Source organism: Anaerotignum neopropionicum (assembly GCF_001571775.1).
Taxonomy (GTDB): domain Bacteria; phylum Bacillota; class Clostridia; order Lachnospirales; family Anaerotignaceae; genus Chakrabartyella; species Chakrabartyella neopropionicum.
This window is the reverse complement of record NZ_LRVM01000009.1, coordinates 13,493-34,115: the sequence shown is the minus strand read 5'-3', so window position 1 is coordinate 34,115 and position 20,623 is coordinate 13,493. Positions and strand designations below refer to the sequence as shown.

21 protein-coding genes and 1 pseudogene are annotated in these 20,623 nt (G+C 38.4%); 1 reads left to right on the top strand and 21 read right to left on the bottom strand.

The annotated features are described in order from the left end of the window. Positions 1–9: 9 nt before the first annotated feature. The 6 genes and pseudogenes from CLNEO_RS12090 to CLNEO_RS12065 all read right to left on the bottom strand — a co-directional run. Positions 10–240 (bottom strand): FeoC-like transcriptional regulator, encoded by a 231-nt coding sequence (locus tag CLNEO_RS12090; protein ID WP_066089386.1) that lies wholly within the window; start codon positions 238–240, stop codon positions 10–12. Positions 241–251: 11 nt separating this feature from the next. Beyond that, complete coding sequence (gene feoB, locus CLNEO_RS12085; RefSeq protein WP_066089383.1) at positions 252–2,291, bottom strand: ferrous iron transport protein B; 2,040 nt, start codon at positions 2,289–2,291, stop codon at positions 252–254. After that, a complete protein-coding gene (locus tag CLNEO_RS12080; RefSeq protein ID WP_066089380.1) occupies positions 2,288–2,518 on the bottom strand; it encodes a FeoA family protein in 231 nt (76 codons plus the stop codon). Before CLNEO_RS12080 ends, feoB begins: the two co-directional genes overlap by 4 nt. A gap of 322 nt (positions 2,519–2,840) precedes the next feature. Further along, entirely contained in the window at positions 2,841–3,458 is a 618-nt protein-coding gene (locus CLNEO_RS12075) for a TetR/AcrR family transcriptional regulator (protein WP_066089377.1), read from the bottom strand. A 105-nt stretch (positions 3,459–3,563) separates the two neighbouring features. Continuing rightward, complete coding sequence (locus tag CLNEO_RS12070) at positions 3,564–3,971, bottom strand: hypothetical protein (protein WP_201032927.1); 408 nt, start codon at positions 3,969–3,971, stop codon at positions 3,564–3,566. A gap of 99 nt (positions 3,972–4,070) precedes the next feature. After that, positions 4,071–4,541, bottom strand: a pseudogene (locus CLNEO_RS12065) (transposase); the annotation flags it as partial. A 1-nt stretch (position 4,542) separates the two neighbouring features. On the opposite strand from CLNEO_RS12065, the gene CLNEO_RS12060 reads away from it, so the two are divergent. Then, positions 4,543–5,172: a hypothetical protein gene (locus tag CLNEO_RS12060; protein WP_201032925.1), complete on the top strand. Its 630-nt coding sequence runs from the start codon at positions 4,543–4,545 to the stop codon at positions 5,170–5,172. 212 nt (positions 5,173–5,384) lie between these two features. On the opposite strand, the gene CLNEO_RS12055 is transcribed toward CLNEO_RS12060, so the two are convergent. From CLNEO_RS12055 to CLNEO_RS11985, 15 genes are all read right to left on the bottom strand, one after another. Then, the gene (locus CLNEO_RS12055; RefSeq protein ID WP_066089374.1) at positions 5,385–5,612 is read right to left on the bottom strand and encodes a thioredoxin family protein; all 228 of its coding nucleotides are present in this window, start codon (positions 5,610–5,612) and stop codon (positions 5,385–5,387) included. Positions 5,613–5,627: 15 nt separating this feature from the next. Next, positions 5,628–6,662, bottom strand: a complete 1,035-nt coding sequence (locus tag CLNEO_RS12050) for a permease (RefSeq protein WP_066089372.1) — start codon at positions 6,660–6,662, stop codon at positions 5,628–5,630. Between the two features lie 125 nt (positions 6,663–6,787). Then, complete coding sequence (locus CLNEO_RS12045) at positions 6,788–7,027, bottom strand: 4Fe-4S dicluster domain-containing protein (RefSeq protein WP_066089369.1); 240 nt, start codon at positions 7,025–7,027, stop codon at positions 6,788–6,790. Between the two features lie 20 nt (positions 7,028–7,047). Continuing rightward, positions 7,048–7,401, bottom strand: coding sequence for an ArsR/SmtB family transcription factor (locus tag CLNEO_RS12040; protein ID WP_066089366.1), 354 nt, complete (start codon positions 7,399–7,401; stop codon positions 7,048–7,050). A 534-nt stretch (positions 7,402–7,935) separates the two neighbouring features. After that, entirely contained in the window at positions 7,936–11,475 is a 3,540-nt protein-coding gene (locus CLNEO_RS12035) for an InlB B-repeat-containing protein (RefSeq protein WP_066089363.1), read from the bottom strand. A 223-nt stretch (positions 11,476–11,698) separates the two neighbouring features. Further along, on the bottom strand, positions 11,699–12,730 hold the full coding sequence (locus tag CLNEO_RS12030) for an amidohydrolase family protein (RefSeq protein ID WP_066089360.1): 1,032 nt from the start codon (positions 12,728–12,730) through the stop codon (positions 11,699–11,701). A 26-nt stretch (positions 12,731–12,756) separates the two neighbouring features. After that, a complete protein-coding gene (locus CLNEO_RS12025; RefSeq protein ID WP_066089356.1) occupies positions 12,757–13,356 on the bottom strand; it encodes a TetR/AcrR family transcriptional regulator in 600 nt (199 codons plus the stop codon). Between the two features lie 185 nt (positions 13,357–13,541). Then, complete coding sequence (locus tag CLNEO_RS16685; protein ID WP_334292157.1) at positions 13,542–13,823, bottom strand: recombinase family protein; 282 nt, start codon at positions 13,821–13,823, stop codon at positions 13,542–13,544. Continuing rightward, the gene (locus CLNEO_RS16545) at positions 13,706–14,230 is read right to left on the bottom strand and encodes a metal-dependent transcriptional regulator (protein WP_066089350.1); all 525 of its coding nucleotides are present in this window, start codon (positions 14,228–14,230) and stop codon (positions 13,706–13,708) included. The genes CLNEO_RS16685 and CLNEO_RS16545 overlap by 118 nt, the downstream gene beginning before the upstream one ends. 51 nt (positions 14,231–14,281) lie before the next feature. After that, entirely contained in the window at positions 14,282–15,052 is a 771-nt protein-coding gene (locus tag CLNEO_RS12010; protein ID WP_066089347.1) for an ABC transporter ATP-binding protein, read from the bottom strand. Further along, positions 15,052–16,089 carry a FecCD family ABC transporter permease gene (locus tag CLNEO_RS12005; RefSeq protein WP_083532002.1) on the bottom strand — a complete coding sequence of 346 codons (1,038 nt, stop codon included), beginning with the start codon at positions 16,087–16,089 and terminating at the stop codon, positions 15,052–15,054. Before CLNEO_RS12005 ends, CLNEO_RS12010 begins: the two co-directional genes overlap by 1 nt. A 5-nt stretch (positions 16,090–16,094) precedes the next feature. Beyond that, positions 16,095–17,201: an ABC transporter substrate-binding protein gene (locus CLNEO_RS12000; RefSeq protein ID WP_066089344.1), complete on the bottom strand. Its 1,107-nt coding sequence runs from the start codon at positions 17,199–17,201 to the stop codon at positions 16,095–16,097. A 193-nt stretch (positions 17,202–17,394) separates the two neighbouring features. Then, positions 17,395–17,847: a MarR family winged helix-turn-helix transcriptional regulator gene (locus CLNEO_RS11995; RefSeq protein WP_066089342.1), complete on the bottom strand. Its 453-nt coding sequence runs from the start codon at positions 17,845–17,847 to the stop codon at positions 17,395–17,397. Next, complete coding sequence (locus CLNEO_RS11990) at positions 17,819–18,871, bottom strand: methyltransferase (RefSeq protein ID WP_066089339.1); 1,053 nt, start codon at positions 18,869–18,871, stop codon at positions 17,819–17,821. The genes CLNEO_RS11995 and CLNEO_RS11990 overlap by 29 nt, the downstream gene beginning before the upstream one ends. A gap of 154 nt (positions 18,872–19,025) precedes the next feature. Further along, positions 19,026–20,027: an MATE family efflux transporter gene (locus CLNEO_RS11985; protein WP_278276629.1), complete on the bottom strand. Its 1,002-nt coding sequence runs from the start codon at positions 20,025–20,027 to the stop codon at positions 19,026–19,028. Between the last annotated feature and the right edge of the window lie 596 nt (positions 20,028–20,623).

Genomic DNA, 20,623 nt, shown 5'->3' with positions numbered 1-20,623 from the left:
TTTATACTATTAAGATAGTTCCCACATGTTTGATTTGTGTGTCCCTTGGCTACAACCTGCGCAACTACTACAACCACTAGCACAACCTGTATGTAGCTCCACCTTCTTTATATATCCCTGTCTTTCCAGATAATCCATTTGTGCCTTAACGGTTTGAACATCCGTATTCAGACTGCCCGCAAGCTCCTGGAGAGAAAAGGTTTTTCCTTTTTTAAACTGGTCTAGAATTTCATTTAGCATAGTTTATCACCTCAAAAAATCAAAAGTCCAACATGATATGCAATGGCCGACAACAGCAAGGCAACCCCCATGTAATATCCTGCTATGCGTAATGTCCATTTTATGGAATGGGTTTCTTGCAGCGTAGTTGCCAAAGCCATAAGGCAAGGCACATTAAAGAAAAATGCATAAATAAAGGCTAAGGCTTCTGCCTTGGAAATACCAGTAAGCATGGCATTGCCAAGGCCAGATGTGCTTACTGCCGCCTGCTTGGAAATAACATCCCATATGCCAGCAGTCTGCCCCTGAGAATTAAACAATGCCGCCAATACACCCAGCGCCGCTTCTTTCCCCATAGCAGCTGCTAAGAATGCCATAAAGGTCTGCCAACGCAACCCAAACCACATGGTCACCGGCTCAATAATGGTTCCAATCTTATAAATCACACTATTTTCTATATTACCGTCTGCTGTATAGGATAAAGCCCAGAATATAACTGCTACAAATATAATGGTCTTCAATGCACGTTTCAGTACATCTCCCATTCGCATAAAAACAAACCGGAATAAATTCCTGTATTGGGGCTTGTGATATGGTGGTAACTCCATAATCAGCCCAGTTTTATCACTTTCTTTAATTAGGTGTCTGCCGAATAGTCTTGAAGTAATTGCCATGTGCAACGAGGCTACTACAAATAGAGAAAGAACAACCAAAAAAGCTTGGCTTCCAAAAAAAACGGTACTTACAAGCCCAACAACACTCCATGTGGCAGCGCAAGGAACCACCCATGATAGTGCTATTGTGGTTACTCGCTGTCCCCATGAGTCAATCACCCTGCTTCCGCTCACACCACCAATATTACAGCCAAAGCTTACCAAGAATGGCATAATTGCCTTTCCCTGTAGTCCAAGTTTAGACATGGTGCTATCAAATACATAAGAAATACGAGCCATGTACCCTATTTCTTCTATAAATCCAAACACTAGGCTAATGCCAAATACAAAGCTCACCATCATTAAGGCAAAGGTTACCGCAGTCAATACACCATAGCAGAGCAGTGAAATTATCACTTTAGGGACACCAACGGCAACCAACGCGGTCGAAAGCTGCACAGTAACAATTTGCGCTATATTCTGGAATACTCCCATGATGGGAATCGCAATTACCATAGACAAAATAAGTCCTAAAATAATGATTCCCACCGCAATGGGCTTACCCCAAATTTTGCTTGTGGCTATACGATCGAAACGGTTCATCTTTCCTTGCTTATTTTCTGGTTTTTTTACACTATTCTTAAGTAATATTTCTATCCATTTAAATTTGCAGTCTGCTGTCAATAAATTACCATTTTTCACACTGGAGAGTACAGTTTCAATCTCTTTCCAACAACCTGAATCAACCTTGGATTTTACAAGCTGCATTGCATGATTATCCTCTTCCAGTAACTTTGCTACCAACCATGAGGAGGAAAAGGCTCCCACTCCATCTTTCGGCAGCAGCTCCAGCAGTTGCCTAAAGGGTTCCCCAATTATCTCCAGATAAATGTCCGCCAGCTCTTTCCCTTTCAGCATGGAATGTGATTTTTTTGAAACTTCAATATTTTTGTAGAATTCATCATAACCTTTTCGATTGGAAGCGGTAATAGGAATTACTGGAATTCCTAGTTTTTTTGAAATAGCTTGGCTGTCAATGGTTTTCCCCTGCTGAATTGCTACATCCATCATATTGAGAAGCAATACTACAGGCTTATTGATACCTGCGTAATCCGCCAACATGAACAAACTTCTTTCTAACTGTGAGGCATCTGCAAGGATGCAAATCAAATCAGCCTTATTGCTAGCTATGTAATCCCTGGTAACAACTTCCTCTTCTGAGTTTGCAGACAGGCTATAAGTACCCGGCAGATCCACAACGGCATAGCTTATTCCGTCGTAGTTAAAAGCACCTTCTTTTTTTTCCACGGTTTTACCTGGCCAATTTCCTACATGCTGTCGAGAACCGGTAAGTCCATTAAATAGTGTCGATTTCCCTGAGTTTGGCTGTCCCAGCAACGCTATCGTTGTATCGCTCATTTTGCAGATACCTCCATAATTATTTTTTCGCATTCATCTCGGTTAACCGCAATCATGGTATCTCTTCCATAAATCAAAACGGGCTGCTTTTTCTGATTTTGCATTATTTCTACCTCGCTTCCCACCGTAAGCCCAATAGAAGTAATACGGCTTAAAAATCGAGAATCTCCCTGAAGGGAGGTAATCTTGCCTTTTTCGCCTTTCTTTACCTCACTTAATTTTTTCATGTTCAACCTTCCTTTCACTTTATTATTCAATAAACATAATTCTTTTAAATTAAAATCAATTGTCTTTCCATAAGTATTGTAAAACCCTTCCTACCATGAAAACTGCTCAAAGTACATTAACTGCATTAATTGCAAGTCAAAACGAAGCTACCATCCCCTTCCATATCCACAGAATTAATATTACATCTTTTGTTTTACTTTCCTCTCAATATGAAAACCCCTCTTTCCACGCATCCTGGTTAGCTACGTCTAACTCATAGGTAATTTTTTTGAGGTTCCTCAGAACCTCAACTTGATACTTACCGCACTTCTATAAAAACTCTTAAGGATTAAAAATCCTAATCCATCCTGCCGTAAAAAACTGCCTTAAGCTATCTATATAATTGTCTGCCGTTTCCCTTGGCATATCATGTTTAACCGTCTCAAAAACTGCAGAAAAAAAGGCACTTGAGATAATGTGTAACAGCTCCGGAGTTGCCCTTCCAGATGCCAAAGCATCATTACCTGTAGATTCCATAAACTTTATGGTGTATTCCACCTCAATTTCTACAAGATCATGGATAAAATCCGAAAAGTCTGTCCCTTCAGCACAAGAAATGAGTAACTTGAATTCATCGAAATAATCATAAACATAGGCTATGAATTTTTTAACCTCATCAGACGAATAATCATAAACGGCTTTCTTTTTTTCCACTTCCGTCAACTGATCAAATTCCTGTTGCGCTATCATAAACATAGCTCTAAGCCCTTCTACCGCAGGTGATACCAATGCTTCAAACAATGCTTTTTTATCGGGATAATATCCGTAAAATGCACCCGTTGTGACACCTGCACGTTTTACAATATTTCTCAGGGAAGCATCTTTAAAGCCTTTATCTAAGAACTCTTTTTTGCCCTCAGCCATAATTTTCTGCAATGTATTCAAATCATCCGTGCCCATATTATCCTCCACCTGTTATATAACACCGTTATATAACATTGTTATAAACAATAATATTACAATGAGCCTAATCTGTCAAGCACATTGTGGATATCTCTCTTTGAATTACGGTACACAACTTTTTGCCTTACTCCAGACAAACGCATCTGCAGAGAGTAAAAAAATAGCGGCTGCATATCCGTAGCTTTCTTCTAGCTTCGGAAACAGACCACTTTTACAGATACTTTGAAATCTCCTTTTATGCTCTGCATTTCTAAAAAGCATTTGGTTCACCTCGCTTTCTCCGAGATTGCTCGTAACCTCTATGATTCTTTGCACTCGCAGAGCAAATGCCTGAATCTCTATCTCTTTCAAAAACAACCCTAGCGAATCTTCATATAAAATAGCGTTTGGATTCACATATCTTTGCTGGCTTCGGAATGTTCCGCAGGCACGAGGCGTAAAGCCGGGAATAAATTGCATTTCTATTTCTATAGCAGCGAGAGGTGTATCTCTCATAAATCTTGTAATCACTTTAATCAGTCCTTCCTTTTTCTGCAAATCGGACAACAAAAAATGGATAGTGTCAATAATTTTTCGCAAATTCTTTTTCAACCGTTAGGTAAGTGTTAGTCAACCGGCTATGATATCAGACTCGTGTTGGAGATCCAACTCCTTAAGGTGCTCCATATTCATATAGCGTTTTGCTCCCCATTGGGTTCCTGCTACATGACGAAGTCTGGCACATACAAGCATTAACGCACTTTGTCCATCAGGAAAAGCACCGATTGCTCGGGTTCTGCGCTTGATTTCTCGGTTTAATCTTTCAATGGTATTATTGGTTCGGATTCTTGTCCAATGTTGGGTAGGGAAATTCATGTATGTAAGGGTTTCTTCGATTCCATCCACTATTTTATTGGCCGCCGAACCTAGCTTCATTTCATGGAGTTTTTCAGCTACCTGCATCGCTTTTTCTCTTGCAGATTCTTTTGATTCTTGTGCATGGATGCCTTTTAGCATCATAGAAACTTCTTTCATTTTGGTACGTGGGGTTACTGAGAAGATGTTGCGGTAAAAATGTACCGTGCACCTTTGGTATAAAGCTATGCTCAAGAAAACTGACATAGAGCCGCTTGTCGTCGAGGCAATCAGGGAGCTGATTAAAAATCAGGATTTTGCAACAGAAATAAAATCAAGGATCGGCAAGGAAATTGATACTTCCACTTTAAACAGAGAACTCAAAAACTATGAAAATAAACTCAGAGAAGTGGAACTCAATAAAACTCGTCTTGAAAATGAAATTGACAGTCTGCCGGAAGATACCCGTTTTAGAGAACGCAAGCTCCACGATATGATCCTCCGGCTTGATGGGCTGTATGACACCATCGTAGAGCTTGAAGAAAAAATTGAAGATGTAAAGCTGCGCCGTAAAGCTGTGGAGCAAGATGCCATCACACTGGAAAACATCTACACCCTACTGGCAAACTTTGATAAGGTGTATGACAAAATCAGTGATGAAGAGAAAATATCTCTAATTTCTTCGCTAATCAAAGAAATAGAGATTTTCCCATGTGACGAGGCTGAATTGCCTTTAAAGTCTATTTTATTCAATTTTCCTGTTTATAAAGACGGTGGAGATGTTTGTGGGTTTTTGTGGGACAAAAGTACGCACGTCTCGTCTGTTGTACTCTTCGAAAACATATCCCCACAAATTATCATCATGAAATTTTATTAAAGTAGTTGCTAGTTTTATAAAAAAATTAAAAACTTTTCACATATAAAAAAGTTGCCTACTCTATTTGGAGCAAGCAACTTTTTATTGGCATGTTCAGTTAATTATATTACTTCAAAATATATGCATTTAATTAAAAATACCACAAATCTTGACAGCCTTACAGTTCTAACCTGAGTATTATTTTTTATTAAGTTGTGGTAAAAAGATTAATTTTACAGATATTTCTTTATATCTTCAGCTGCTGGAACCCTGCCCATAACCTTCACTTGCTCATCCACAACCAATGCAGGTGTTTTCATCACTCCATATTCCATGATGTCTTCAATTTTCTCCACTTTTTCAATTGTTGCTTCAATACCCATTTCATTCACTGCCTGTTGTGCATTAGCCGCCAACTGTTTACATTTAGCACAACCAGTTCCTAAAATTTTAATTACCATAATTAACATCCTCCATTAAATATAAATTATATATCCTGCCAGCATTCCAATCAATGCCGACAAAACTATCACTAATCCAACATATGTAAGCGTCTTCTTAATACCCATTACTTTAGAAATAACGATCATGTTTGGCAAGCTAAGTGATGGTCCCGCAAGAAGCAAAGCCGTCGCTGGACCCTTCAACATTCCAAGAGCCATAAAGCTGTTTACAATCGGAACTTCTGTTAAAGTCGCAAAATACATAAAAGCACCAAAAACTGCTGCTATTGCATTCGCTCCAAAAGAATTATTCCCTACAAATTTAACCATGTATTCAGGTGGAATCACCGCTTCAATAACACCTGCTAAAAAAACACCAATTATGAAAAGCGGAACAATTTTCTTTGCCAAATCAAAAGTTGCCCTGCACCATTCAAGTAACTCATCTTTTTTGAAATATAAAACCAATTCCACAATGAGACCAATTGCAAATAAACCTGTAATAATTGGATGCTTAACTCCTGAAACTAATATTGCAATAAGCGTTACAAAAAACATGATGTTTTGCCATGTCTTCCTGCTGTGATCATCTTCAATGTTAAACATCGATGCATTTGCATCAACCACTTCACTTTTGTTGAATAGCAAATACATAATAAGTCCTATAACAACAGATAATCCAACAGCACCAAATACTCTAACAAAACCAATATCTACACCTATTAAGCTGAAAGTAAAGGTGATTGCCAGTATGTTGATTGCAGGACCCGCAAAAAGAAAGGTTACTGCCGGACCAATCCCAGCTCCTTTTTTTCTGATGCTTGCGAACATAGGAAGCACCGAGCAGGAACACACTGCTAAAATTGCGCCCGAAACAGAAGCTATTAAATAAGATAATCCTTTTTTTGCATTAGGACCAAAGTATTTCATTACGGCACCCTGAGACATAAATTGTGATATTGCACCGGACAGGAAGAATGCAATTATAAGCATAATAATTCTACTTATGGTCAAATAATGAACCAAGGCGTGCCAACCTGCCAATAAAGCATTAAGTACGGCTTCCATACAATATTTCCTCCATTTCAATAATATTTATACAATGACAATGAAGGTATTAATAACCACTCCATCTACAGAAACAGAAGTTCTTCGAATTTCTCATATTACCTCCAATTTTATGTACGAATTTGCTAATTACAAGAACAACCACAGTTAACAGTTTTTTGCTCTCCATTGTCACCAACATAGTCAATTGCTTCTGCAGGACATAGATTTTGACAACCTCTGCATCCGTCAATGCAACCATCTGGATTAATTGCATTAGGCTTTGTGGTATTTTGTTCATAAACACCATTTTTACATTTTTCAACGCACGCACCACATTCAATGCAGTTTTCATAATTAATAACTGGATACCATTTCTTTGACATGATTATCTACTCTCCTTTTTTTATCCAGGAAGTTTTGTTTTACATTGACTCAGATGAATCTGTTTATCCGCCAAATGCTTTCTATCTTCACTAAGAACCGGATAATGTTCTATATTCTCAGCAATATTTTGAACTAACTTTTTAATTACATCATCCTTCAAATTTAGCGAATACAGAATGTACTTTTCCTTTCTTTCGTCAACAACATAATTCAAATCCCTGAGCTTTGAAAGATGTTTTGATACCTTAGGCTGAGAAAGATTTAAAATCCCGCTGATTTGACATACATACAAATCTCCCTGAGCAAGTAAAATAACAATCCTCAATCGTGTCTCATCGGATACAATCTTAAAAAATTCCGTTAAATACGACATTAAATCCTCCTTCCATATATATATACACATACCCATTCGTGCATATGTATATAATATGCTCATTAAGGGCATATGTCAACAACCTATCCATAACTTTATTTTTGATCTTTTTTCTAAATGCAAAAGCTGCAATTCTTTATTTCAAAGAATTGCAGCTTTTGCTATTTTGCTTATTTACCTCCAAAATATTTCAATGTATCTTTAATTTCCTCTACCTTTTCTAGCATTGACGAACAATCGGAGGTATTCTAATACTACGGCACTTTTTATATTTTGTAGGTCACTATCTCGTTTGGTCTATACTTATCAGCTTTTTCTGCGATTTTATCCACCGGGATTTTTCCATCACCCTCACCAAACTCCACATTTACGTTGATATGTATGTCTGCATTTTTGCGGGAAAGGAGTACAACTCGTCTCAACGTGGGGTGAGAGTAGCCATCAGCTATAATTTTTCCACCTACAAATTCCTATGATCATTTCTTGAAATTAAAACGGAGTGCCTATATTTTCTAAGCACTCCGTTTAATATTACTACTTGCTAATTAACTTTGATTCAACTAACAAGTTCTTTATAGCCTGTGCTGATTCTGCATAGGTTAAACTTGCCTTTGGTGAAATTGTAGTTGCTGTTGTGCCATTAAATACATGGGCAGATAATACATTCCTAACATTTATTTTTGCCCAATCACTTACTTGGCTATAGTCAGTGTAACTTTCACATCTGTTATCATCACTTCCTACAAGCTTCGTAATTTTCATAGCTCGTTGGTACATAACCATGGCTTCTTCTCTTGTAATCTGGTTATTTCCTCTAAATGTGCCATCGGAGTATCCTGAAACAATTCCATACTCATTTGCTATCAGTATAGCTAAGGTCCTTTCCCCTGTAGCACTTACATCTTTAAAATTATTCTCATGGGTTGAGTTTTCTCTGTAAAGCCCCAAAGCTCTAACTATATACTCTGCAAAATCTCCTCTTGTTATCGCTTTATTGGGCTCAAAATTCTCGGCATTAAAAATAACCAATCTGGAAGCCATATCATTAACTGCATCTTTTGCCCAGTGATTTTCAATGGTCTTTACAGTTACTGGATTCCAAATAACTGAGTAGTCTGAATTCGTCATGGAGTTCAGTTTGGCATACCACTTGCCATTTTTTTCATATACCGATGTAGGTACATGGCTATAGGTTCCATTGGAATTAAATACAATACCTGTTGTAATTTTACTCGTATCTACCCCTGCTGGTATCTCCATAACTCTTTCTACATAGTTGCTAAACTTGCTGATGCTCTGTTCCCGCGTCGTTCCGTCTGTATTTGTGGTCTTTGCTACGATTTCAAATTGCAACGGCGGAAATACCAATTCTGCACCATTTGCCTTGGCAACGTCGTTGTACTTTTCAACCACCTTTTCATCCAACTTAGTAATTTTCACTTCCACTTTAATGTCTGCAAGGTCCTTTTCCTTTAGTCCAAGGCTTTCTGCCACTTTGCTTATGGTGAATTCAGCCGCAGGAATTACGTATTCTACGTTATCACGTTTGACAGATACATCAAAGGTGTTCTCTTCTAGTTTCTTAACAATATCGCCAGTTAATTCAACTTTAGCTACTTCGGATTTTGTGTCGTCTACTGGAACTTGAATAATATTTCCTGTACCAGTGGTATTATTTTTAATTGCTTCGTCAATTTTACTTTCAACGGCTTTACTATCAACAGCTACTGTTACCGTTGATTTTCCATCTTCAGTTTTCTGCGTTTCTTTTCCCGCATTCTGTTCTTTTCCGTTCACAACCACAACTGTATTCTGGCTTGTGCTCTGGCTTGGTTGGGTTGTCGAGGTAGAACTGCCTCCACCGCCTCCACTGCCACCGCTAGATGCTGAGATTACTGTTACGTTTACTCTGTAAAAGTTTAAGGTTGTTGAATCCTCTGCCATCACCTTGATAATAAAGAAATCTCCATTACTAATTGCCTGATTGGCATAAGCTATATCTGTTCCGAAATTTGCGGTTGAAACACCTGAAGCATACTTCACTACTTTAACGGTTGCGTTGGTATCATTTTTATCAAACAATGTAATGAAACTACCTGTATTACTAGTATCCGCCGCTTTTGCAGCTGTGATAGTTACTGCTCCTGGTGTTTGAGAACCCAAGGTTGCATTTGGTGTGCCAAGACTTGTTACTGTTTGTCCCTTCACTGTTGATGATGCTTTTAATGTTGCATCTGAACTAATTGCCACGTTCCACTTCGCATATAAGGTCACATTGCCTGCACCCATTGCAAAGGTTGATGCAGGTGCATAATCCGTACCCGTGCCATCTGCTAATGTATTCCAACCTGCAAAGGTGTAATTTGTATTTACAAGTGTGCCTGTGTTCCCGAGAACGTTTACAGGGTCTCCTTCATAATATGAAGCAAGATCGGTTGGAATTGCTCCACCCGTTGAACCATTCGCATCATAGGTTACATTATAGAGTGGATTCGCTATCCACTTCGCATACAAGGTTACATTGCCCGCACCCATAGTGAGCGTCGCAGAGGGCGCATAGTCCGTACCAGTGCCATCCGCTAAGGTGTTCCAGCCTGCAAACGTACTGTACATTTTCACAAGGGTACCCGTGTTGCTAAGAACCGTTACCGAGCCACCGCTGTAGTACGTAGAAGCATCGATTGGTACAATTCCACCGGTTTTACCATTGCCATCGTATGTCACCGTATACTTTGGATCCTCTGTCCACTTCGCATATAAGGTCACATTGCCTGCGCCCATTGCAAAAGTTGCTGCTGGTGCATAATTCGTACCAGTGCCATCTGCTAACGTATTCCAGCCTGCAAAGGTGCTATTGGTCTTTACAAGTGTTCCTGTGTTACCAAGAACTGTTACAGTTGCACCATTATAGTATGTAGCACCATCGGTTGGAATAGTGCCTCCTGTCGACCCATTTGCATCATATGTTACACTATACGTTGAATCCTCTGTCCACTTCGCATATAAGGTCACATTGCCTGCGCCCATTGCAAAAGTTGCTGCTGGTGCATAATTCGTACCAGTGCCATCTGATAGTGTATTCCAGCCTGCAAAGGTGTAATTTGTCTTTACAAGTGTGCCTGTGTTCGAAAGAGCTGCTACGGTTGCACCGCTGTAGTACGTAGAACCATCCACCGGCACAATTCCGCCAGTTTTACCATTGCCATCGTATGTCACCGTATACTTTGGATCCTCTGTCCACTTCGCATATAAGGTCACATTGCCTGCGCCCATTGCAAAGGTTGCTGCTGGTGCATAATTCGTACCAGTGCCATCTGCTAGTGTATTCCAGCCTGCAAAGGTGTAATTTGTTTTTACAAGTGTACCTGCGTTCGGAAGAACCGTCACAGAGCCACCCTCAGAATAAGTATACCCATCAACTGGGACACTCCCCCCTGTTGAATCATTCCCATTATAAGTAACTGTATACGAAACCGCTGTAACCGCTGGTGAAAAATCCAGATCATCAATAGTAAAATCTAAATGAGATCCTATCATTCTAACTTCATCGATATTTTGCCAATCCGAGTCGCCAGAGACATTAAACTCAAGCGGAACCTCCTTTACTAATGGAAACGCTATCTCAGCAATCTTCTCCCCATCTCTATACGCCTGTATTTTTAAATCATTCATAAAATCTGTAACGACAAGATTTGAAAAATACTCAGCGTTAATCATAAATGAATTCAATTTAAATTCAGAACCATCCTGAGTTTTAAAAGAAGCTACTGTAAGTGTATTACTATCTGTAGACGCATAGTAAAGCGCATTGTCCCCAGGTCCTGCAAGCATAAACTGACTTGGGTCATTTACAATCCAAATATCCCCAGTCCCACTATCATTACTTGTATACACCATCCCATTTAATATATAATTTTGTGTTCCAGTGTAAAATATGCCGTCACCATCAAACGGCCCCGCCACACTATCGAAGTTCTCATCTGTTGCAGCCGCATAGGCATTTGTACTAAATGCAAAAGCTATCAATAGGCTTAAAACTACTATTTTCTTTAATTTGTTATATATACATTTCATAAAACCTTCCTTTCCGCTAATACTAACCCATACCAAATAACATACCTACATATAACAAATAATATCTTATTTTTATCCATTCTGTCAACAAATTCCAAGGGCTTATTCAATTTTCAACTTCATTGATTTATTTATTTTTATTTGGTCGAATATCAGCATTTTTACTACCCTTAACAGAATAACAAACATTCATTTATTACGCAAATTTCGTGACAATTATATTTTATAAATTTAGTAACCTCTTGGCATTTTTATTTAAAATATAATCCCTTGCTTCTTTATTCTCTTCAGTCGCAATTAATACTCTCGAAAGGGTAATGGCCTGAGGTAATGCCGGCCAATCAGAACCGAATAACAATCTTTCATAACCTACTTCATCAATCAAGTACTTTATGCTATCCTGGGATTGACTTGATAGTTCTGCATAGCTTGCAGGAAATTTCTTTAGATATTCCGCAACAAGTTTATACTCAGAGACTCCGCTATGTCCAAATATAAACACAAAATCTCTCGGCATATACTCTAACAAATGTCCAAATATTTCTACTCTTGTTGACATAAGAAGCTTTTTACAGAGGCGAGAACCACTGTTCTGGTTCACTGCGATTGTGCCTGTATGTAACAGAATAGGTAATTCAGCTTCATGACAAGCTTTAAAAAGATTAATTAAGGAACGGAAATCATTTTTCAGCTCTATATCAGATATTTTTAGTTTTAAACCTTTTGCTCCAAGTGCCTTATATTTTACTATTTTTGCTTTTGCTTCCAGGTCGTCAGGATGTACGGAACAAAATGCAATAAAACGGTCTGGATAATCTTTTACAATTCTTAAAGCCTCCTGTGAACAATCACGTTTTTTTGTACTTAATGGTAGAACTACATTTATACCTATCTGATTCTCCTCTTGAGATCTAAAACAGTTTGAATAATTCCCACCCTTCATCATGTCCTGTACAATACTGTAGGCATTTAATAAATATTTTATTAATGACAGAAATCCGTTCCTGCTGATAGGTGCATCTTCTCTTGTCCAGTAAGGAATAGAAAAATCAATGTTTTCAATAGAAGGAACCGTAGGATATTTAAGATTGTTTCCTTTTGTGTTTGGGTCAATTGGCTTTAGTGGAAGTATATTACACATATGCGTATGAAAATCAATAATCTCCAGTTTATCATCATAGTCCAGAACAAAATCTCCTAACTCGTTCAATTTCAGGTATTTTTCATATTGAATTAGCTCCTTTTTCGTAAACATACAACACCAGCCTTCCTTTCTATTATTTATTTTATTCCTTTCATTATAGCGTCAAGAACCCTCTCTCCTAATTCTATAATACTTCTATAGTCATTTTTATTATAAAATTCGATGTTTACCATACATTGTGTAATAATATAAGCTACCGACTCAATATCCAGATTTTCTCTGAGTTCTCCTTTTTTAATATACAAGTTTATTACTTCTGTTAGCAATCTATAGCTTTTGGGAAATTCATTGTCCAATATTTCTTTTCTGATTTCCTGAGGGCATTCATTCATAAATTTATCTTTCAGTTTGGTAAGCTTAATATCTTCGTCCTCAAACCTGCCTGCCTCTTCAAGCAAAAGCATGATATATGACTTAAAATCCAACTTCCCTATATATTTTTTTGCTTTCTCTAGTGTGTGCTTCTTTTTATTTCCGATTTGATTAAATAAATAAACATATAAATCATTCTTATTTTGAAAATACTGATAAAAGCTGCCCTTTGGAATTTCAGCTTTTTTTACTATCTTATCAATAGTGATTTTTCCATAATGATTCTGAGAAAACTCATGAATCGCTGCTTCATAGATTTTATCCTTTTTTTCATCAGGCAAATTAAAAAATGTTCTCTTTGGCATATAATTATCCTTTCACGCAATTATGACCATCAGTCATACGACTGATGGTCATAATATCACATGTATAAGTTTTTGTAAACACTAATTTATATAAAAAAATCAGACCCTTTGTTTCACGTCTTTGTTTCACCTCAATTGTTTCATTTAGTTTCCGCCTCTCGACGGACACCCCTGCCTTTTCAATTTTAAAAAATATAAAATTTCTTTTTCCTAATTGAAACAAGAATCTCCCACACTCTTTCATATGCAGGTGCTATTATATCTACCAATAGGCTGCTAGCCTCATGCTGACCATCCGCCAAAATATAATCTTCCTGCCAAGCTTGGCGATATTGATTTTTCGTACCCTTTACTTTTTCTCTTGCCCGCCTTCCAAACGCAATCTTCCCGCAGTAAACCGGATTGTCCAAAATCTGCCTGACAAAATGGCCACTCCACTCTTTGAGCTTCCCATTCTGCCTTTGGATTTTCCTAACACCTTGTAAATTAAGATATTGAGAGCAATTTTTCTCATCATATAATTGTTTATCTTTGCTATTGTTTGTTGGTTTAATATATGCTCCATCAAGCAGGCATCTTTTCTGGATATGTCTTTTGGAACACCTAAAATTTCGGTTAAAAAGCAATCAAGTATATGAAATGTTTCCTGTACACTTTCCGCCTTTTCTTTTCCTAGCTCTGTTAACCATACCCCTTTTGATTTTTCCTTCTTCACACATCCCAGAGCGACCAATTTATCTGTCGTTTGAGAAACCGTAGCCTTTGCAACATGCATTCTATCCGCAATATCAGTAACGCGTGCCATGCCATTTCGTTGTATGAGTTCATAAATTACTTTCAGATAATTTTCCATTGCATGTGTAACGGTTATCATTTTTCTCACCGCCTTTCATTGGACACGCTAGGTTGTTTTAAAAATTCATTTTTAAATCAAATCAGTTAATACAAAAGCATTTATCTCTCTATCATCCTTTTGTGCTGTAACAATGATGGAATCCACTCCGAAATACTCTCGTATATTTTCTTTTGTAAGTATTTGATCCGTTTTCCCTACAAGAAATTTGTTCCCCTTTAAAAGTAAGGTCTTATCAGCAATATTAAGCGCATGATTTGGATAGTGTGTATTCATTACACAGGCAATTCCTTTTTCCTTTGCTAATCTTTTAATTATTTTCAGTATTGTGATCTGATTTCCAAAATCGAGATGAGATTCCGGCTCATCCAATATCAGCAATTGGGGTTCTCCGACTAACGCACGGGCAAGCAACACCATTTGAAGCTGTCCGCCGCTTAATTGATTACAGGATTTATCACGAATCGCTGAAATGCCTACCTCTTCCAAGGCTCTATCAGCAAACGCATAATCCTTTTCCCCAGGTGATGCAAATGCAGGCAGATACTTTGCTCTGCCAAACACAACCATATCCCTGACTGAATACGGAAATGAAAATCGATGAGCCTGTGGTACATATCCAATCTGTTTTCTTGCGTTACCAGTATCCTTTCCGTCAATGAGTGAATGACCTGATTTCCACTTATAAATCCCCATCAGGCATTTTAAGAAAGTAGTTTTTCCTATGCCGTTTGGCCCCATAACAGCAATTACTTCGCCTTTTTCCAGCGACAAAGTAATATCCTGCAAAATAGGTGTATCTGATGTATAATAAAAGCTTCCTTTTTCTACACGAAGCAACATTATGATTCTCCTTTCATTCGATTATAAATGAGTGCAAAGAATGGCGCCCCGATTAACGCTGTTAGTATTCCAATTGGTATTTCAGCTGCAGTCAGATTACGGGCAACACTATCTACAATTACCATAAAAGTTCCACCAAGCAGCATAGATGCAGGCAGTAATGCCTTGTGGTTTACTCCCATAATCCTTCTGGATATATGCGGAATAACCAGACCAACCCAGCCAACAATACCGGAAACCATTACACAGGCAGCTGTAATAATTGTACTGAACAGAATAACTGCGATACGTGCCGCTTGTGGATTTACTCCAAGAGAATATGCCTCTTCTTCTCCTAACGACAAAATATTAAGCTGCCACCGTAAAAGTAGCAGCCCTGCAATACCGATAACAATTGGCAAAATAATTATTTTCAAGTCATTGAATTCCGTATTTGCAAAGCTCCCCATTAACCAGAAGGTTATTGTCGGAAGTTGATCGTTTACATCAGCAACATATTTAATCAGTGATGTTAGCGCAGAAAATACCGAGGTCACAATAATCCCTGATAAAATATAGGACATGGTTTGCGCTTGCCCCTTGGCTCGCACCATAAAAAGTGTTAGGAACATACTGATCAGGCCGAATGCTAACGACAATACAGATGTCATCACACCCATGCCGGATGTAAGGAGTATTCCAAGGGCTGCACCAAAGCCAGAGCCGGAACAAACACCAAGAATATCAGGACTGACGAGCGGATTCTGAAATAGTCCCTGCAGTGAAGCTCCTGCGATGGACAAGCCTGCTCCAACAAGTAACGCAATAAGAATACGTGGCAGTCGAACTTGAAACAGGACATGCTCTGCAACTTCAAAGCCCGGATACGAAACTCCCGATAGCTTTGCTTCTATCAGCTTTAAGACATCCCCATATTCCATATGGTAACGCCCTCCAAAGAGTGACGCTACCATTACAAGAACAAGAAGCCCTGCGAGCAAAATGAACTTTAATTTATAACTATCTTTTGTTTTAATTGTTTTTCCTTTTTTATTCATAATCATTATTTCTGCAACTGTCGTGGACTAAGCACAGCAGAAATCAGCTCCTCCTCCAACGTAATTTTGTACATCCTGCTGTAATAATCTTTAAACAGCATTTTAAAATCACTCTCACTCAACAACTCCGGATAACTTTTTGAAATCATCCAAAGGGGTGTAAGGGGAGCATCTGAGCATGGGGCACCCCATGAATAGATTCCCTGTGGAATATCAAAGATTGTGTTGTTTTTATAAGCGGAAAGCAAGCTCCAGTCTTGTCCGTTAATTTCGTTTTTCAGCATAGCAGAAGCAGGGCTTCCGATAAATACATAAATAAAATCGGGATTCCACTCATAAAGCTGTTCCATACTAACTTCAGCCTGTCCTGATATTTCTGCTGCCGCATTGACAAGACCGCTTTTTTCAAACCACGTATCTGCATAAGTTCCACTTCCATATACGGAAATCACACCTCCTGTATTGCTGAAAAGAAATAGTGCAGTCTTTTTTTCTCCTGTATATGTATCAAGAACCTCTGCTCCTTTTTTGTTGGAAGCTTCCCATTCGTTTTGAAGCGAAACGGAATTATCGACCTCAAATATCTCACGCATCAGGTTATCCCATGCGATGGTAACTGTTTCCGGATTGTTATCTCCTTTTTTCATCATATCGATAATAGGTACCCCTAGATTTTCAATGCCCGATTTCTGAGCTTCTCCATAGTAAAATACAATATCCGGATTGAGATTTAAAAGCTCCTCTGTATTTGAAACAAAGCCCTCACTTACGAATGACGTCTCAACGCCATTCCAGTTGGGAAAAAGCTTGCTTACAATTTCAGTATTTGAAGTCGTAAAAGCTCTGGAATTAGCTCCTACAATCCTATCGGGATCAGAAAGAACACCCAAAAGCACGGATGTCGTTGGCGGGGATATGATGACTACACGCTGAATTTCTGATGCCGTCGGCACAGTCACGGTGTTTCCGCCTAAATCGGTTATCGTTCTCATGCCTGATACCGATAAATTTTTAGACTCTGTAACAGATGCATTCTCAGTCGCTCCGCAGCCTGTGAAAGCCACAGTCAAAACAATAGATAAAATTAAGAACAATATTTTTTTAGATTTCATTTTATCCCTCCAGTTATTTAAGGTAATACTGCATAGTTCTGTATATCCAGCTGTGCAGTCAGGTTTTTCGTCAGACAAAACAAAAAGCGCAGTGAATACTGGAGGTATTTGCGAGCATTTTTGTGCAGGATGACGGAAAAGATGCAATCAGATGGGCGTACAAGGCGTCAGCCGCGAATTGTGCGGTGTTGCCTTAAAAATGATTTTCTATCAAAGCATTTGCATGCTTCAAAAATTCCTGAATGATATGAAGTTCGTTGTCATTCAAACTTTCAAGATAAGCAAACAATGGGCGGTCATATTCCTGATGATACTGATTATGAAGCTTATAAGCCATTTCCCCTTTTGCTGTAAGGAAAAGACAGAATCGCTTTTTATCCTCGTCATCCTCCTTTTTTTCGAGAAAGCCATGTTCTTCAAGTTTTCGAACAGTTTTTGCTACTACAGCACGCGTTACGTTAAAGTTGCGTGCCATTTCAGAAATAAATATACCCGGATGATCACCTATCATTTTAATCATGTGGATTTCTCCACGATAGAACTGCATTCCTTCCAAGCCAAAATCTAACAAATTTGTCTTTCCATTGGCTATTCGCTCTATCATCTGTATAAAATCATTAATCACAAGTTTCTGTAGCTTTTCCATCTTGGGAACCCCTCGTTTTTTTTAAATAAAATTCGCCTTGCAGCCCTTCAAATACTCCACCGGCATCATCGCTATGCATTTGTTGAAATCCATGATTTGTTAAAGCATTTTCAATATCCTTTTTTGTAAGCAGTACATCAAGTCCATCCAAATGGCTGGATAACCAGCCAAGAATACTCTCAGGCGGATTCTGATAATCCTCACTGACATTATGCGTAACAACATATAGGTACCCATTTGATGTTAAAGCGTTATATAATTTGCTCATCACGGAATCCAAATGGTCTTTTGCAAAGTCCAGTACTCCTGAGGCAATAATCAAATCATATCCTTTTCCGATGTCATCTGCATTAAAGTCTCCTTCTATCACACTTACATGCTCGGAGAGGTTTCTCTCTGACACTAATTCACGTGGCAGCCGCGCTACGTTAGGATGCTCAAAAACAACGCTTTTGCAATTCGGAAAGGTAATTGCAAGCTCTATTGCAAGAATCCCTGAACCTCCTCCCATGTCAAGTATTTTTTCAGGGGTTTTATTCCCATAAAGACTTGTAACTGCTTGAATCAGAGACTGAACACGCCCTGTATACATTTCAGGAATACTCACCCGTGCAGCCTCATAAAAATCATATACCTCGATCCCTTGATTATTATGTAGAACGTTTTTATTAGGGCCGTTTATCAAACGCTCTTCGATATTTTGCAGAGACATCATTTTCTCTCTAAAAAGAATACTTTCGCCCAAATAAACTGAACTGTTTGGATTTAAAAAATCATTACTCTGCTGAGTATTTCTATAAGCTTCGTTATTTTTTTCAAGCAATCCAATGGATGCTAACGCATTTAGCACAAAAGATAAATTCCGCTCATTTAAGTCTGATTTCGTTGCAACAGCTTTTGGAGTTTCCCAGTTTTCCAGATATGAAAACAACTTTAATTTTAATGCTGATAGAAGCAGTTCTGTTTCTCGTTTCTGATGAAGCATTTTATAATACAACTTTTGATTTCCTTTTGACTGATACATTATTTCACTTCCTTTCATCGGTTAGTTATCGCTAACCTATTGTATGCCAAGTATACATCCTTTTTATTTGTATGTCAAGCATACAAATAAATTAATGGAAAGCCTCGTGATAAAATGGTAAAGGGCATATTCGGCTGCCCTTACCCATTTAAATTTAATTACTTATTCCTACTGAGTTTTCAACTTGACTCAACTTTTTGTGAATACTGATTGCAAAGATGATGGTAACTATCGTGGTCAATAAATCCGCAACAGCCTGAGCGTATATAATTCCTGTTAGTCCTAGCATTGTCGGCAAAAGCAAAATCACCGGAATAATCATAATTCCCTGACGGCATACGTTCAAAATCCCGCCTGCCAGAGCTTTTCCCATAGCCAAGTACAACGTAGAATAAGTAAACTGCAAGCCAAATGTAAAAAACATGATTGTATTCGCCCTAAGTGCCGGCACCACGATGCTTAATACCTGTGGATCATTGCTGAACAAAGAAAGAATAGGATTTGCCAGCAGGAAGATAAGTGCCGTCCAGATAATACAAAATCCAGTTGTCCACTGCATACAGCTCTTAATTGCAGACCGCAGGCGTAAATAGTTTTGTGCACCATAGTTAAAGCCAGCCATTGGCCGAAATCCTTTCATATAACCAATTACTACATTGGCTCCCAAGGTTACAATTCGTAAGACAATGCCAATAGCGGCAACAGCCTCATCTCCATAGTTACTTGCTGCATTGGAAATCAAACTCATAGATAAACTGGATAAAAGCTGCAAAAGCAAAGTGGAAATACCAATTTTGATGATTTCTCCATAAATCTGAGACGTAGGTTTAAAGTAAGAAAAACCAACCTTTACAAAAGTATTTCCGCCAGCGAAAAACCTAACATAGATTGCACTGGTAACAATTTGAGAAATAAGTGTGGCGATTGCCGCTCCCTGTACTCCTAAATGAAGCGTATAAATAAAGATAGGATCAAGAATCATATTCAGGATTGTGCCTGTCAACATGGCAGTCAGAGAAATATTAGACGCACCCTGAGATACTGCCAGATTGCCGGCTGTTACATTTGCTGCGCTGAAAACTGTACTAATGACAAAGATGATCGCGTATTTTTTTGCGTATGGCATAATCGTCGAAGTTGCACCCATAAAACTCAATATCCAAACGCTCTTGCTCTAAATCTTCTTGTATTTGTGTAATATCTTTGTTTCCCTCAGCAGGTGGGGAAAACACACAAGCAATATTAAGTGGGGCATAATCAGCATCTATTGCTATAAGTTCATGCTGTGCATCTTTAAATTCTTTATAAAAATCTAAATCATGGATCATAAGCACGAAGTTAGTAAATGGTATCCATAAATACCACAGAGTAGACCTCTTCCATATACTCCTTTCCTGCCAAGAAATACCGTTGAATAAGTCTGCCCTCTTTCAGGTTAGGGTAAATTTTGAAGCCTTATACGACTTCATTACAAAGTCGGCATTCGCTTTTTACCCAGTTCATCTGTCCTCTATGCCATTTCATCCCCTTGCGGTTAAATACCTCCTTTTGGAGGAGCATATAGGGTTCCGCATAATACATAATTGTGAATGCCTTAGGAGCCACCTTTAAATCGAGAGTTCTCTATCCATCCCCATTGGTTTGCAAGTCCGCCTTTGCTCAACTCCTTACCTTTTGGTCAAAGGGTTTCAGCCTATTTCGCTTTCTCCAGCGTAACGATTCCTAAGCTGACTTCCTCTTACCTTTGAGTAC